The 16,565-nt window shown below is 36.3% G+C and carries 15 protein-coding genes; 5 read left to right on the top strand and 10 right to left on the bottom strand.

What is annotated here, in order from left to right:
* Positions 1–49 precede the first annotated feature (49 nt).
* From ACP5P5_RS09295 to ACP5P5_RS09250, 10 genes are all read right to left on the bottom strand, one after another.
* Entirely contained in the window at positions 50–733 is a 684-nt protein-coding gene (locus tag ACP5P5_RS09295) for an NAD(P)H-binding protein (RefSeq protein ID WP_428285829.1), read from the bottom strand.
* Between the two features lie 95 nt (positions 734–828).
* Positions 829–1,662: a 4,5-DOPA dioxygenase extradiol gene (gene ygiD / locus ACP5P5_RS09290; RefSeq protein WP_428285828.1), complete on the bottom strand. Its 834-nt coding sequence runs from the start codon at positions 1,660–1,662 to the stop codon at positions 829–831.
* Between the two features lie 199 nt (positions 1,663–1,861).
* Complete coding sequence (locus ACP5P5_RS09285; protein WP_428285827.1) at positions 1,862–2,245, bottom strand: RidA family protein; 384 nt, start codon at positions 2,243–2,245, stop codon at positions 1,862–1,864.
* A 63-nt stretch (positions 2,246–2,308) separates the two neighbouring features.
* Positions 2,309–3,613 carry an MFS transporter gene (locus ACP5P5_RS09280; RefSeq protein WP_428285826.1) on the bottom strand — a complete coding sequence of 435 codons (1,305 nt, stop codon included), beginning with the start codon at positions 3,611–3,613 and terminating at the stop codon, positions 2,309–2,311.
* 231 nt (positions 3,614–3,844) lie between these two features.
* Positions 3,845–4,540: an SIMPL domain-containing protein gene (locus tag ACP5P5_RS09275; protein ID WP_428285825.1), complete on the bottom strand. Its 696-nt coding sequence runs from the start codon at positions 4,538–4,540 to the stop codon at positions 3,845–3,847.
* Between the two features lie 327 nt (positions 4,541–4,867).
* Positions 4,868–6,049 (bottom strand): DUF3179 domain-containing (seleno)protein, encoded by a 1,182-nt coding sequence (locus ACP5P5_RS09270; protein WP_428285824.1) that lies wholly within the window; start codon positions 6,047–6,049, stop codon positions 4,868–4,870.
* A gap of 244 nt (positions 6,050–6,293) precedes the next feature.
* Complete coding sequence (locus ACP5P5_RS09265; RefSeq protein ID WP_428285823.1) at positions 6,294–6,887, bottom strand: hypothetical protein; 594 nt, start codon at positions 6,885–6,887, stop codon at positions 6,294–6,296.
* Between the two features lie 501 nt (positions 6,888–7,388).
* Positions 7,389–8,213, bottom strand: a complete 825-nt coding sequence (locus ACP5P5_RS09260; protein ID WP_428285822.1) for a hypothetical protein — start codon at positions 8,211–8,213, stop codon at positions 7,389–7,391.
* A 294-nt stretch (positions 8,214–8,507) separates the two neighbouring features.
* Complete coding sequence (locus tag ACP5P5_RS09255) at positions 8,508–9,371, bottom strand: alpha/beta fold hydrolase (protein ID WP_428285821.1); 864 nt, start codon at positions 9,369–9,371, stop codon at positions 8,508–8,510.
* A gap of 100 nt (positions 9,372–9,471) precedes the next feature.
* Positions 9,472–10,944, bottom strand: a complete 1,473-nt coding sequence (locus tag ACP5P5_RS09250; protein ID WP_428285820.1) for a redoxin domain-containing protein — start codon at positions 10,942–10,944, stop codon at positions 9,472–9,474.
* A gap of 122 nt (positions 10,945–11,066) precedes the next feature.
* Here ACP5P5_RS09250 and rlmD point away from each other — a divergent pair, with 122 nt between their 5' ends.
* The 5 genes from rlmD (at position 11,067) to ACP5P5_RS09225 (ending at position 16,549) form a co-directional block, all read left to right on the top strand.
* A complete protein-coding gene (gene rlmD / locus ACP5P5_RS09245) occupies positions 11,067–12,488 on the top strand; it encodes a 23S rRNA (uracil(1939)-C(5))-methyltransferase RlmD (protein WP_428285819.1) in 1,422 nt (473 codons plus the stop codon).
* A 28-nt stretch (positions 12,489–12,516) separates the two neighbouring features.
* Positions 12,517–13,221 (top strand): rhomboid family intramembrane serine protease, encoded by a 705-nt coding sequence (locus tag ACP5P5_RS09240; RefSeq protein ID WP_428285818.1) that lies wholly within the window; start codon positions 12,517–12,519, stop codon positions 13,219–13,221.
* Between the two features lie 44 nt (positions 13,222–13,265).
* Positions 13,266–14,201: a rhomboid family intramembrane serine protease gene (locus ACP5P5_RS09235; protein WP_428285817.1), complete on the top strand. Its 936-nt coding sequence runs from the start codon at positions 13,266–13,268 to the stop codon at positions 14,199–14,201.
* 7 nt (positions 14,202–14,208) lie between these two features.
* Positions 14,209–15,342, top strand: coding sequence for an endonuclease/exonuclease/phosphatase family protein (locus ACP5P5_RS09230; RefSeq protein WP_428285816.1), 1,134 nt, complete (start codon positions 14,209–14,211; stop codon positions 15,340–15,342).
* A gap of 88 nt (positions 15,343–15,430) precedes the next feature.
* Positions 15,431–16,549, top strand: coding sequence for an endonuclease/exonuclease/phosphatase family protein (locus ACP5P5_RS09225; protein WP_428285815.1), 1,119 nt, complete (start codon positions 15,431–15,433; stop codon positions 16,547–16,549).
* Positions 16,550–16,565: the final 16 nt, after the last annotated feature.

Here is a 16,565-nt window from a genome sequence, read left to right as displayed (position 1 = left end):
TTTTTGATAAAGTCAAACTATGTAGTTGTAACGATTCATTCCTAATTAATTATTCAGTTGCCGCTACTCGTTTGATGTCGTTGACTTCTATTATTCTTTTTGCATCTGCATGTGCTACCAGCCTTATCATTGCCTTTCCAATTTGTTGTAACGAGCAAATACTGTTAGGCATCATTAATTTAAACAATGGTATTAACCATCCTAAATAATGGTACAATTTCAATGTGTTTTTTAAGCCCGGGGTTGGAATAATAATTCCCGGCCGAAACATATATGCTGCTTTAAAGGGCATTTGTAACAAGGCATTTTCGGTTTTACCTTTCACTCTAGCCCACATTAATACCCCTTTTTCAGAACTATCTGTTCCTTTACCCGAAACATAGCAAAATACCATGTTGGGATTTTGTTCACAAAGCAACCTGGCAAAACCGGTAGTTAATGTATAAGTTAATTGATTATAGGTTGCTTCTTTCATGCCAACAGAAGAAACACCCAGACAAAAGAAACAGGCATCATAACCCTTTACTACGGAAGCCAAAACACCAACATCCATAAAATCTTGGTGTATTACTTCTGTAAGTTTAGGGTGTTGTAAACCAATCTGGCGCCGATTAATGACTAATATTGATGCTACTTGTTCGCTTTGTAAGCATTCGTGCAATACCCCTTCTCCCACCATACCGGTTGCTCCGGTAATAATAACCCGAATGGGGTTACTGCTATTTTGCTGCATATATAAATATACAAATTTTTTGAAGGGTTTCCAAATTTTTTAATGTGTTTTTTTTTAAAATTACGGATATAGTTACACATCAATAAGTATTGCCTTTATCCAAATTTTACGGATGTCATGGTTAATGAACCTCCCACAGCTATATCATTAAAAAAAACCACTGCATCGGTACTATTTCGTAAGCCTAACGTATAAATGAGTGGAAGAAAATGTTCGGGGGTTGGAATAGCTAATTTAGCGGCAGTACCTAATTGCTCATAATGAATTAAAGCATTATTATTATTCGTTTGAATAAACGATTTAAAAGCAGCATTCATTTCGGCTGCCCAATCGTAAGCAAATCCGGGTTGTTCTAATTTTTGCCAGTTTACCATCCGCAAATTATGCACCATATTACCACTACCAATTATTAAAATACCCCTTCTGCGCAATAATTGAAGTTCATTAGCCAATTCAAAATGAAAAGGTGTGGCTTTTGTATAATCTAAACTCAGTTGCAGTATCGGTATTTGTGCTTGCGGATACATATGGCGAACAACTGTCCATGTACCATGGTCTAAACCCCATTCATGGTCTAAGCCTATTTCAGTAGTACGCACCAGGCTTTTAGTAAAAACTGCTAATTCAGGCCGGCCGGGTGCCGGATATTGTACTTCATACAATGCTTCGGGAAAACCACCAAAGTCATGTATGGTAGGTGGGAAGTCCATAGCGGTAATTTGTGTACCCCTGGTTTGCCAATGTGCCGATATAACGATAACGGCTTTGGGTAGGGGAATACTTTTTGCCATTGCAGCCCATTGGTTGCTAAACACATTATCCTCAATACCATTCATGGGCGATCCATGACCAATAAACAAAACAGGCATAATGGTATCTTGTTCCGGAAATGTTTGTATCAGTTGCTGGAAAGTATGATTAGTTGTCATTGTATTTTTTTAGCAAAGCTACTCAATAGTAAAAGCCGGTAAAATGAGTAAAAGCAAGAAATACCATTGATTTGCGTCAATGTGCAGCTTTATCATAAGCCTCTATTCTCAATGAAAATCCATTTGAGTATGGGCATATCCAATTAATCAATCTGCATCTAAAAACACTATTTTTATTAACTATTTTATCTATTGTTGCTTAACTCGGCAACATAGCTACTACTTCTATTTCAATTAACATACGTTCATCTAACAAACCTGCCTGTATTAAAGTGGCTGCAGGTTTTATAGTGCTTAAATACTTTTGTAATACAGGTTTGCACAAACTAAATAAACCGGCATTTGGCAAAATATACCTTACCTGTACAATGTGTTGCAAAGAAGCCCCTGCTTGTTGCAGGGCTTTTTCAATATTTAAAAAAGTTTGCTCCGCTTGCAACACAATATCATCTGCTATAGTCATGGTGGCATAATTAAAGCCTGTAGTGCCGGAAACAAAAATAAAGGGTGGTGCTACCACTGCTCTTGAATAACACATTTGTTCCTCATACACGGATCCTGAACTAATACGTTGATAATGCATAAAAGTTTGATTAATGTAATAAAGTTACACCCTATCTTTTCAATCAGTCTACATTATATTGCATTATGAAGGTTTGGTATTTGGTTTGTTTTGGTTTTTGAAAAATCGGCTATATAATACCAAATAAATAGCCTGACAAGCAGCACCTGCATAAAAGGGTAATGCCAAATTCCCGGCACTAAACAACCAGCCTGAAAGTGTAGGGCCGGCTGATTGGGGTAGTTGCATGGAAACAGCATTTAAGCTGGTAGCAAACCCTCTTCGTTCATCGCGTACCAAACCAACAGTAAGTGCCTGTCGTGCTCCGACCGAGCCCCTGTTTAAGGCTGAACGGGCAATATATAAAATGGCAGCCATCCAGAAAAATGGAACCAATGGCAGTAATAGCAACAATATCAATCCAATAGCGCGGGCATATACCACTGTAGTAACAATACCCTTTTTTTCGCTGATACTACCGGTAAATACAGCAGCAATGCCTGTTATAAAAAATGTGAGGGCCATCATGGGTGCTATTTCACCCGGACCTTTACCAAATTTTAGGGCAAACCAATAAGAAATCAGTGGCCCTGTTAATCCTATTGCAACTCCATTAAAAGCATTTAAAAAAACTAAACCTGCAAGCATTTTATTTTCTTGCTGGCGAATAGGAAGCTCTTGCGGATGTTGTTCACGAACTATTTTGCCATTGTAATTTTCCTTAGCCCTATACAATAAATATAAATTACACAAAGTAGCTACCGTTACAATTAAGAATAAGGGACGATAGGCACTTGCCTGCACTAACACGGTGTATTGTAATGTGATAGTATGATGATGGACAAAAGCCGGAACAATAGCCAAGAGTGCACCCAAACCCATGCCAATAAATCCCATAGCCGTGTTCCAACTATACACCTTTCCTCTTTTTTCGGGCAGCACTTCTTCAGCCAGCCAGGCCTGTTCAACCGGAGAAAATGGCCCTGCAGCCCCATTGGCACCACGTCCAAATCCTGCAATCACAATGACAATGGTAAGTAATAAAGGCTGTGCTGTAAGAAAAGCCAGTAAACTACCTATCATGGTAATGCATTCATACACCAACAAAAAGGGCCTACGCCGCATTCTGTCGCTAGAAATACCCACTGCCAAGCTAAGTAAAGCACCCATAATACCTGCTAAACTTAATACCCAGCCAATATGAAACCCCGACCATTGTAAAGCTTTTAAATACAAGGTTAAATCAACCACCAATGCACCTTGCCCCAAACTTCTAAAAGCACGGGCTAACATTATGCTGCGTGTGGTTGGGTGTAATGCCTTCCATTGGCGATATATGGATTGAAACCATTGAGACATATTATCAAATATCAGCAATAAAACAGACATATTGAATTGTGCCCAATTTAATCATCGCAATACTCAGAATAAATTGGGCACATAAGCTTGAATGCTGCTGCATGTTGAAAAGTATAAAAACCTTTGAGGTACCTGAATAGAAGCTATCAAATTAAAATGCAAATGTTTCTATGAATGAATGGTTACAAAAAACTACCGATTCATGCTACCACAAACCGGTAGTGTAACCGGCGCTAAATAAATATAATTTTTATTCTGCTACTAATTCAACACAAAACGCACCGTAATATTGGCAGATACTTTTATTTTTTCAAAACTAATATCAGGCTGAGTAGTTGTGTCTGAAGCCATTGTTTTTGCTAACATTATACGAGGTTGCATATAGGGCTGTGCATAACGTTCTTCATCGCCAATATAAATAGCCTTACCAATATTCTGATTCAAAGGCTCGGTTAACGCTTTGGCCCGCATATAAGCATTTTTAACGGCGTTGCTTCTCATTTTATTTCGAATTGCTTCCAAGCCATTGTAATCTACTCTATCAATTGCGGCATTGGCAATGCCTAATTGTTCCAAGGTTATAAATACCTTACCGGCTTCATTTGCTGTGGCAACTTTTAACACATAATCGCGGGTTTTTACCACATCCTTCCCCCGCAAAAAATAATATTGAAAATTGCTGGACATGTCATTGACTACCAGATTTTTATTTACATCAATGCCTAACTGTTGTAAAGCTACATACATGGCTTTTTCCTGATCTTCCAGTGAAACCTTGTTTTTCGTGTCTTTTTCACTAATGGTAAACCGAATAAAAATTTCATTGGGTGTTACTAATGTATCGGCAGTACCCGCTACTTCTACATAAGGTTGATCAATAAAATTTTTGGTTTGGGCATTTAACTGAGTAATGCCAACAACCGCTAACACTATCAGTAAGGCAACTGTTTTCTTCATGTTATTTTGTTTAATGATGAATAATTTCTATGAATTGAACGCATAGCCACCACAATACGTTACATAAAGAAATCATAAAATGAATGGCTTTTAGTGTTCAATTAAAAGTTTAAACCAAATTTTTTTACAATCTACAAAACCCTACAGAGGCGAAATTTAATTATATCTATAAGAATGTATTTATCATAATTACATCGCTCCTACAGAGGTACACGGGATAGCTACTTGTTTTTTTATTAAGATGTCGCCCCTACGGGGTTTTCATTTCATTGTTGTATGAATTTATCGGTTACAGTACTTGGATATTCTGCACAATCCTATCCACTTCTATAGATAAACCAAGGTATTAGGATGAAAGGTTTTCCATGAATGCCAGAATTCCTGATAACATTGAACCGGTTGTAAACGGGCACCTTTTGACGGACCTTCTACACATTCGCCTGCCATATTCCAAATGGTGTGTGTTGTAGTATCAATCAATAAATTATTGGCATATTTCTGAAAGTGTAACACATTGTTTCCAAAATCGGTATGAAAAGCATGAAAAGAGGCTGTATCACTTTCCAATACAATGGCAATAGGCTCATTACCTATTTCATCATTGAGCACTTGTTGTTGTGTTAATGTGTTCCAATCGTAAGCTTTGGCTTTGTTATGCTGAATAATGCCTACCACCCACGATTTTGGTTTCCATGATGCAGCGTCACGTTTTTCCAATTTGCTTTTCACTGTTCCCTTATCATAATTTTTTAACTCGGCATATTGTTTTTTAAACTTCTCATCGGGTTGTAAAATCAACGAATTGGGATACTCCATTAGCCATGCTGCCAAGGTTAATTGATTACAGGGCAATTCTTTTAATTGCTTTCCTTTTAATGGCCCGGCTATGGCTTCACCTGTTGCCTGCCGCCACCAGCTTTTAGTAGTGGAATCTTCAAACATGGCATTAAAATGATCCATGCCTACCAATCGGAATGTTTCTTTTTTCCCATTTACTTCAGGACTATATACCCTTCCGGTTCTGCAAACTGTGCAATAAGTAACCAATATGGGTTCACCCCCTATACTATCGGCTATTTGGTGATGGTATCCAATTATTTGTAACGGATAGGCCTTTGCGATACCATTTATTACCACCCCAATTACTAAACTATTCTTGTTGGTAGTGTCATTGTTTGCATTGGCAAACCATTGATGCCGGGCTTTATAAAACATTTTATCGGCCTGAAAACGATAATTAAACAAATAAAAAATAGCAATATATGCTATGCCCAACAGTACAACAATTAGTTTCGGAAACCAAGCCTTTCCTCTAAAATATTCTAAAATGGGATAGCTGATCAATGCATAGCCTATCAATCGCAATAAAACAATGTGTGTGCTAATAAAATAAGCCAAGTCTATGCTATTCATTTGCTGGCTGCCGGGAAATGGCATTATAAAATATACGCGTAAAATTTCGGCGGCAAACAACCATAACACCCCTACAATAAAGAGAATGCTTTTCATATTATAAATGATTGGGTTCTATTTAGATGAAAATAGACTTTTATCCTGGTACTGAACCTGCAAAGTGATGTATTGAAAATACAAATAAAACGAACAAAACAAAAAAATTGTAGGCTTCATTCTTTCAATGAGCTTTATACAATAAGATGTAATTTAGCTAGTCTAGCTAACTAAAACGATTGAATTTTGTAGAGAGATAATTAATGATAAACTATTACGCCTGGCTAGCAATAAATGGAATTACTTATTGGCTATTTTGTATTTTTTGTAGAATAGACTGTAATTTTCTTTTACGCGGCAATACATGGTACAGTTTTAAACTGCCAGCCAATAGTAGTACCAATCCAATTAATAAGTAAGCGGGTGCAAGGGTAAACAACCAAACCCATAATAAAACTGCAATACCCAAACCGGCAGGAATATAACCTGCATAAGTTTCGGTAGTAAGCTGCTCAATGCTACTTTCCAACTGAGGTTCAATGCATGAAACCAAAATGGCCGCATATTCAGCATGAATGTTTTGGGCCACCAATAATTCACAAATCACTTCATCTGATTTGCCTTGAGCTTTCCAGTTGAAAATTAACTTCCAAATTGCAGTAGATAGAATGCCGTTGGTTGACTTATTAAAAGCACTTAAAGCCAAAGTATTGCGTAAAGCCTGATAGGCTTTATTACTTTCTGCCAGTGCATCATCTAAATGGCGGATGGCTAATTCTTCCTGTAAATCTTTTATATGGTGATTGGATAAATAAGGCATCCCTTCTTTGGCTACACGCAGCAATTCCCTATCGGGTAAATGGCGGTATTCGTTTCTAACTATGCTAAGGTTACGCAAAGGGTGATTTTTTAAGGATTTGAATAAAGGGGTTATTATTGAATGTAAAAGTAATAACCGCATAGATGCTATACAAGAAACGTTATATACAGTTTTTGTAGTATTTTGTATACAATTTTTTATTGGCCTATTTGATATAATTTCATTATGAAGGCCATAAATGTTCATTTTACGGGCTTTTGAGCTAATTTGTTCGACACTTGTTCGACAGAAATAGCAAACAAGCCAGTGTTTTCAAGCCTTTCATCGAAGTAAGGTCGAACTTGTATCGAATCTGTCTCGAAGGAGGTACGAAAAAGGCCATTCAAGCAATAAAACTTCTCTCAATTCATATTTAAAAAAGTATTGCACCTAAATGATTATTTGGAAGCTAAGAAGCGTTTGAAATTTTCAATTTTTCACCCATAATTGGTTGAATAAGTTGATTGAAATTTTATTACCACAAAATCTTCATCAATAAAAAAATAGGGATAAATGAACTTCAATTCAATTCTATCAAATTTATTTTAGTTGATATATTTCAGTTCTTATTTGTGATATTGTTCCTACAATTAAGTAATAGTCGTATTCAAAAACAGTATTCTTGTTTAGAATTACATTAAGCGTTGGTGCTATGTAAGCGGTAGATGCGTCAAGGCTCTCCCCATTGGGTTTGCCGGCAATACCTGCTAAAAATGAGGTACAATTTGGATTATATACACCTATACCCCAGTTTGTACTATCAACAAAAGCCATCCAATTCTCTGTTACATTGGAATAACGTCCCCAAAAGCCACTTGATAGATTGATTACCGTTGGATTACTTAAGGTATCATTCATAAACGGACTATTCCCTAAATAGGTAACTAATTTATTGAGTGAAGCTATCGGATAAACAGCCGGCAACTCTTGAGCATTTGAAATGTTTTCTGCATATAAGTTATCGGTTCTTTGACAGGTAAGTTTACAATGCACCTTAATTACATTTCCATTTAAAATATTCCATTGTTCCATAATTGCCTGGGCAGGTTTGTTATTCATGTCCCATAACATGGGAATACATTTTACATATAGCGTGTCGCCCGCTGTTTTACTATCTAATATTTGTGCACGATTGCCATAACTATCACCAACTTGAATTGGATTCCAACGCCAAGGCGACCAAGCAGGATTTTGCCCTTCCGCAATACGATTCAAAGGCTTGCCTGCATAATAAGATTGTTGAATGTACCTGCCTTCATCGTGTATATTAACTAAATTACGATCACTTCCAGACAAAGAAATATAACTAATTGCCCCACCCCTTGTTAAATCTAATTTGATTTGTATAATACCGTCATCACTCAAAAGCTCTGAATTTTGCTGCACGTTAGAGGGCCTTTGTGCAGGCACTTTTGAACAACTATAGCAAAAAATTGCTATAAAAAAAGGAAGTCTGAATATAAGTTTGGCTTTCACAAAGCGTTTTATTTTTAAGTTCAATTATTCATGGCTATTTTTTAGAACAAAAGCTCAAAATGCTCATATAGACATTTTTCTATCTCAAAGATGTAAACTAAAAAATTTAAATAAACTGAAGTAAAAAGGTTTTTTTCAAAACAGAAAAAAATTGCTAAGCAAGCAAAAGCACTGCTTAGGAACTTATTCAAACCTTGCTTCCTTTTCTATAGTGCGATAGGGTGTTTTGAAAAACAAATCAACCTGCCGATTAAAATCATCTTTATAAACAATGGGGGTTGAATGCCCTGAATTAGGCAGTATCCATAAATAGGATTTAGGAATACTTTCGGCAATTAACAAAGTATGTATGGGTTTAATTACATCGTGATCGCCCCCAATTACCAATGTAGGACATTGAATGGTGTGCAATTGTGCCTGTGAAATATGGGGCTCATAAGATAATAAATGAGCCAACTTACGTTCCCGCTTTACTTCTGGTGTAGCTTTCATTTTTGCCAAAGAATCATTTAAGTCTAATGTTGTTTGTACCACCCATGCATCAACAGCTGAAGTATCGGGCCATAAATTAGCACCGGTAACTGCTAATTTTTTCACTTTTTCAGGATGCCGAATGGCCAACAGCAAACCATTAATGCCACCATCGCTCCAGCCAATTACATAACAAGAGTCTTTGTGTAATGAATCGAGTAATGCATTTAAATCATCGGCCATCATTTCATAGCTTAATGAATCGCCGGTGTCGGCAGTTTTACCTTGCGCCCGGCTATCGGCTAGAATTACCTGATAGTTTTTTGAGAAATAGGGGATTTGATATAAAAAATTATTGATAGAGCCACCATTACCATGAATAATCAGCAATGGGGCACCGTTGCCATATGTTTCATAATACATATTCATACCACGGGTATGTACGTAATGCCCTGCTTTTTCATTACGGCCATACATAGTTGTATCAAAGGGTGAAGGTGCGCCATTCTGTGCTAATAATGGTTTTGCAAGCAACAGCAATGCAGCACAAAAAAGCAATAGCTTAAATTTTTGCATAATGTAAATATTTGAAACAACCCTGCTGTGAAAGACACTTTAGGTTGCAATTGAATAAGTAAAATACAACAAGCAATTTACATTTTGCCTTAAAAAACAATTATTGTTTTGAGTTTCGTTTTACCTGCATCAAATTATCAATTTGCTCAATGGTTAATTGTTTGGCAATAATATGTTTATCCGCATCTAACAAATACAAGGTGGGTGTTTTAAACACATCATACAATTGCCGATAATTGGGTTCATTGGCATTTTGTTCGGCCTGGCGAGCCGCTTTGGTTTGATAAGTTAAAATCCAGTCGGGGCTAAAATGGTGGTCGTTTACGAATTTTTTTAAATCATCCATCCTTGCTTCATTTACGTTTACACTGTACAATTTTACCCCCATTGCTTTCCATTTAGCTTTGTAAATTGAGTCAATACGAGGCAATTCTTCTTTACAATGACCGCAGGTAGGATCCCAAAATACAACCACAGTAAAAGGTGCTTTAAGGCTGTATAGTGAAATGTTTTTTCCGGAAGTATCGGTTAAATTCAATTCGGGCGCAGCTGCACCAATTTGATTAGCCATCATACTATAAGCCCTATCCGTTATCATTTTTTTAGATTCCGCATTTAAAATAACAGTATCACCTTTTGCATAAAAATTTTCATACAAAAACAAGAACACTTTATCCTGTCCCATAAACTCCGGATTCAAATACTTATTAGTGAATTTGGTAAGTAAATAAGGGTAAATTTCCTTACCGGTACGGGCTGAAAGTAATATATAGTTCACTTCACTAATAATAGAATCAGGTTCGGGAGAAACATAATATTTAAAATAATCATCTAATTTGGGTTCAAAAAAGGGTGTATGTAAAAGGCGATCATCATTAAATAAAACATCATCCCAATAATGTTCTTTTACATAACGAAATGGGTATAATGAATCGGGTTTGCCATTTACTACCGGAATAGCAGGTATTTCAGGCCTTTGCATGGCTTGTAGTAAAAAAGCTAATAATGACTGTGGATGTTGATGAATAATGTTTTCGCGGGCCTGATGTAATTTCTGACTTGCCGTTTTTATTTCATTTTCAATTTTTACAGAATCGGCATGGTTGTGTTGTTGGGCCAACTGTTTTTGTAAAGCATCAATATCACTACCCAACTTGTAACTTTCTTGTGTATATTGAAGAAATAAGGTATTATCAGGCGAGCCGGTAATAACCGGTTGAAGCTTATTAGCAGAATCTGCTACTATACTAAAATGCTGTTTTTTGCCCACCAATACTTCAAACTGAATGGTGTATTGTGGTGATACAACAAAATAAATGCCTTCTGTTAATGGCTTAGTTCCTTTAAATGCCCCTTCACTATTACTATTTAAAAAGGCTGAATCGGCTAATGTTTTCCCTTTTCCATAATAAGTACCTAAATAAATGGTAGTATTTTTATAGGGCTTTAGTTGAATGTGAATATTGTGGCCTGTTGAATGGACTGTATTTGTTGTTGTTACTTTTTTTTGTTGACACAATAAAATAACAGGAAGGCAAAGAATGTTGCAGAAAATAAGGAAAAGGTTCTTCATACTGTAAAAATAAATATTGTAAATATAGGAAATGTTAAAACTATTGCCTTTAATCATTCTGTAAAAACTGTATTCATCTCTTTATTTTCCAAACAAAGCTTTGGAATGTTATTTTTGCTACTGTGAGAAAAAAGAAAGAACGCATTATTCTGGACAATGTATTGGTAGAAGACTACGCTGCCGAAGGCAAATCAATTGCCCGCGTAAATGGAAAGGTAATTTTTGTAGAAAAAGCCGTGCCGGGTGACGTTGCTAACGTTTTATTACACAAGAATAAAAAAGACTGGGCAGAAGGAGAAGCCCTTTCATTCACCCAACTTTCACCACAACGCGAACAACCTTTTTGCAGCCATTTTGGCACCTGTGGCGGTTGCTCATGGCAAATGTTACCTTACCATTTGCAATTGCAATACAAAGCAAAACAAGTATATGACCATTTAACCCGTATTGCCAAAATTCCTTTGCCAACATTTGAACCCATTGTGGGGGCCCATACCACACGGGGATACCGCAATAAAATTGAATTTACTTTTTCTAATAAAAAATATATTCCCAAGTCCGACTTTAAACAACTACCAGCAGAAGCAATACCTGCCGATACTATTGCTGGCTATGGTGGTTTTCATGCCAAAGGTATTTTTGATAAAGTAGTTGAAATAGATACCTGTTATTTACAAAATGAACCCTCTAATGCTATTCGCAAAGCCATAGTAAACTTTGGACGTGAAAAAGGCATCCCATTTTACGATGCTCGCCAACATACAGGCTGGTTGCGCAATGTAATGATACGTTTAACCCGAACGGGACAATTAATGGTGAATATTGTTTTAGCATATGATGACCCAACACTTCGCGAAGCATTATTGCAAACGATTGACCAACATTTTCCGGAAATAACCACCTTACTTTATACGATTAATCCTAAATGGAATGATAGTATTTACGATTTAACCGTAAACACATATAAAGGTCCTGGTTATATTTTAGAAACATTAGAAGATTATCAATTTAAAATTGGTCCTAAATCATTTTTCCAAACCAATACCGAGCAAGCAGAAAAATTGTACCAATATGCTCGGAAAATGGCCGAATTAACAGGCAATGAAACTGTTTACGATTTATATTGCGGAACAGGAAGTATTGGTATTTTTGTTAGTAAACAGGCAAAAAAAATTGTTGGCGTTGAAACCATTGCAGAAGCCATTGCCGATGCAAAAGAAAATGCAGCTCTGAATAATATTAAAGATGCTGCTTTTTATGCCGGTGATGTTGTAAAAATTTGCAACGATGCATTTTTTGACCAAAATGGTAAACCCGATGTAATTATTACCGACCCCCCTAGGGCCGGTATGCATGAAAAGTTAATTGAAAAATTGTTGGAAATTGCAGCGCCACGCATTGTTTATGTCAGTTGCAATCCGGCCACACAGGCCCGCGATTTGGCTTTACTGTCAGAAAAATATAAGGTAACCAAAGTGCAGCCGATTGATATGTTTCCACATACTTTTCATATAGAAAACATTGTGCAATTAACGTTAAAGTAAATATAGTTGTAAACCATAAAATTATAGCATGACTGAATTTAGGCCCGGACGATTTCAAATTTTACCCCTTGTTATAAAAAACCTGATTATTATTAATGGCTTGGTTTTTCTGGCTCAAATGACCATTGGCCGTCAGGGTTTTATTAATATGGATGATTTATTTGCTCTACATACCTTTCAAAGCCCCTTATTTCGCCCTTGGCAGCTAATTACCCATATGTTCATGCACGGCAGTTTTGAACATATTTTCTTCAATATGTTCGCTTTATGGATGTTTGGTTCTGTTTTAGAAAACTTATGGGGGCCCAAACGTTTCTTAACTTTTTATATTGTGTGTGGTTTAGGAGCAGCATTGAGCCATTTAATTGTACTGTATTTTCAAACTCAACACTTAATTGAAGCATTTAACAGTTTAGATCCTGCCACACAGCAACTGTATAGAAATAATTTTTTAGCTAAACTAAATGAAGCTACCATTGGCGCATCCGGCGCAGTATTTGGATGTTTGGCTGCCTTTGGTTATCTGTTCCCCAACACCCGAATTTATCTTTACTTTTTTGTTCCCATTAAAGCCAAATGGTTTGTAATTATGTATGCCGCTTTTGAATTGTATTTGGGTATTAAAAACTCTGCTGGTGATGACGTGGCCCATTTTGCCCATTTGGGAGGGGCTTTGGTAGGCATTATTTTGGTATATTTTTGGAACAAAAACAACCGAAAAACGTTTTATTAAAACCGTATAGCGGCGGAAATGATTGAATATTGTAACTTTATATTATGAACTTAAGTGAAATACGTAATACCCGCCACAGGCCATTATTGGGCGATGATAAAAATGCTTTGGTATTTTTAATAATTGTTAATGCAATATTTTTTATATCACTTACTTTCATTAAAATCATTTATTTCATTTCCTACGATAGCAATAATACTGCTGCCCTTTTTTTTCAAAAACAAATTATTGATTGGCTAGCATTACCTGCCGACACTGGCGTTTTCTTTCCCCGCGCCTGGACACTGCTAACTTATATGTTTACAACCCACAGTATTTGGGGTATTATTAGCACGGTATTTTGGATTTGGGCCTTTGGGTTCATGTTACAAGACCTGGCAGGCAATAAAAATATTATTCCTATTTATTTGTATGGAGGCTTTTTCGGAGGCATTGCTTTTATATTAAGCATGAATGTAATTCCTGCATTGTATCAAAACATGGCATTCACACCTGCTTTAATGGGCGGTGGTGCCGCTGTTATGGCCATAGCCATTGCAACCACTACCTTAGCGCCCGATTATAGAATCTTTCCTTTAATTAATGGCGGAATTCCCATTTGGGTGCTAACCCTTGTTTTTGTAGCTATTGATTATGCAACTATTGCTACCCAAAATGGTGGCAATGCCATTGCACATCTTACTGGTGGCGTGGTTGGATTTTTATACATACAACAATTAAAACGAGGCCGCGACTGGGGAGGATGGATGCACCGATTAGTAAGCTGGATTGATGATTTATTTAACCCGGAAAAAAAACATACTCCCAAAGGTGTTAAAGAAAAGCTGTATTATCGGTCTACCGTTAAGCCCTATAACAAAACCCCTAATGTTACCCAACAAAGATTAGACGATATATTGGATAAAATTAATCAACAGGGTTATCATATGCTTACTGACGATGAAAAAGAATTTTTAAAGAAAGCCAGTAAAGATTTATAATCCCATTATGGCTTTACAGAAAGCATCATTCATAAAAAAACCGTTGGGCGTTCTTTGTATTGGCTTAAGTCTTCCTTATATAATTGCAATAGCAACTCCATACATTAATTCGGTTCATTTTTGGCCATTAACTTTTTTAGCATTGGCATACCCATTGGTATTAGCTGCAATGCTATTGGCTTGTTGCTTATCTATTCCTGTCTTTAAAAAATACAGTTTCATATTTTGGATTGTTTTATGCCTTGGCTATAAAAACATACAGGCTATTTGGGGATTTCATCCTAACAATAAGTTCACAATGGAAAAGCCGGCGGGTAGTATTCGCATTCTATCGTGGAATGTTAACGAATTTTTGAATGCTGCCATTAAGAATGATACACCCGGAAATCCGCGCAGACAAATGTTGGCATTTATTCGTCAATCCAATGCCGATGTGCTTTGCTTTCAGGATTTTGCAACTGATTCAGGGCGGTATTTCCGAAGTACCCTTCCCTATATTCGCGATTCATTACAGTATCCTTATACATCCTTTGTCAATAACTTTTCATTTGGAATTGAAGGATACGGGATTCAACGAAATGGCATCATTATTTTTTCACGATTGCCCATTATTGATTCTGCTATTATTTCCCTTCCCAATGCCGAACACTTTAAAGAAGAATTTCAATGGGTAACCTTACAATATGGCCAACAAAATTTTAAAATCATTAATGCACACTTACGTTCCATGAATTTACATGGCAATCAGGCTTTACCCATGGAATCGCAATTTTATAAACCCGACACAACTTTACTTTTACAAAAATCAACTTTTTACAAACTACGTTATTTCGACAAAGTGCATGTAAACCAGGCAAAAACTATTCGTTCAGTAATGGATACAACGGACCTACCCTTTGTGTTTTGTGGCGATTTAAACTCGGTACCTTCATCATATGTGTATCACTACTTAAGTAAAGGATTGCAGGATGCTTTTTTAAAAACCGGATGGGGCTTAGGTGGTACTTATGATAGTATTTCACCCACTTTACGCATTGATGTAATGTTAATGCGCAAGCCAATACAAATATTGCAACACAAAACATTCCCACTTCATTTATCTGACCATTATCCCAGTATTACAGATATTAAATTGCAATAATTATTTAACCCCTAATCCATTCCTTCAGTGATTTACCATTCAACCAAAGCCACCTTGCCTTTACATAAACAATTCCTATTTTTATGCAATGGCATTGGCATTCATCAGGCCTTTTATAAAGCGTATTGTAATTGGTAGTAACCTGCTGATTATTTTTATTTACCTACTGGGCTGTTTAAGTCCGTGGATAGACCCCACTTATTTTACACCCATTAGCTTCATTGCTATTTTAATGCCTTATTTGGCACTCATCCATATTTTCTTCATCATATTTTGGATTATTGTAAAACCCAAATACTTGCTTTTATCACTAATTGCTTTATTACTGAGCTACCAACAACTGCAAGTAATGTTTGCCGGTAATATAAAAGAAGGGTTTACTAAAACAAAACCTCCTAATAGTTTACGTATTATTAGCTGGAACGTTCAAAGTTTTAACGGGCTATCTAAAAGCAAAGCCGCCAAACAGCAAGTTCCTTCAGATTTATTGCTAACCATTCAAAAGCTAAACCCTGATGTAGTTTGCCTGCAAGAATTTAATAATGCAGAAAACAATAATACTACAGCCAATCATATTGCGTTGTTTAACGATAGTTTCCCTTACCATTTTTTTTCGAAGGATTATAGAAGAAAAAATAATTATCAGTCGGGATGTATTATTTTTTCAAAATATCCCATTATTCATACCGAGCGTATTCCTTTTAAAACAGCGGAAAGCCTGATATATGCCGATATGGTAAAAGCAAATGATACTATAAGGGTATTTACTACGCATTTACAATCGTACAAGTTTAATCAAGATGATTATGAAGGCATGGAAAAAATTAAGCAAAATGAAGAAGCATTAGCTGCATCAAAAGGCATTATTCAAAAAATGTTATTGGCCTTTAGAAGAAGAACGGCTCAAGCTATTTTGGTAAAAACCCATTTAAACAAAAGTCCTTACCCCTATATAATTTGTGGCGATTTTAACGATGTACCCAACAGCTTCACCTATTTTCACATTCGGCAAAATATGCAAGATGCCTTTTTGTCCAAAGGTTTTGGTATTGGCCGCAGTTTCATCAGCTTAGCCCCCACTTTGCGTATTGATTATATTCTTACTAACTCGCAATTTCAAATTCTTCAGTTTGATATGGTAGATGAAGATTTAAGCGACCATATTATGTTGGTAAGCGATGTAGCATTGAAACAATTGAACAACTAGTATGCATTTTCCTTTT

Source organism: Hydrotalea sp., from assembly GCF_049968455.1.
Lineage (GTDB): Bacteria > Bacteroidota > Bacteroidia > Chitinophagales > Chitinophagaceae > Hydrotalea.
The sequence above is the reverse complement of the archived record's forward strand: the minus strand, read 5'-3'. Positions and strand labels throughout refer to the sequence as shown.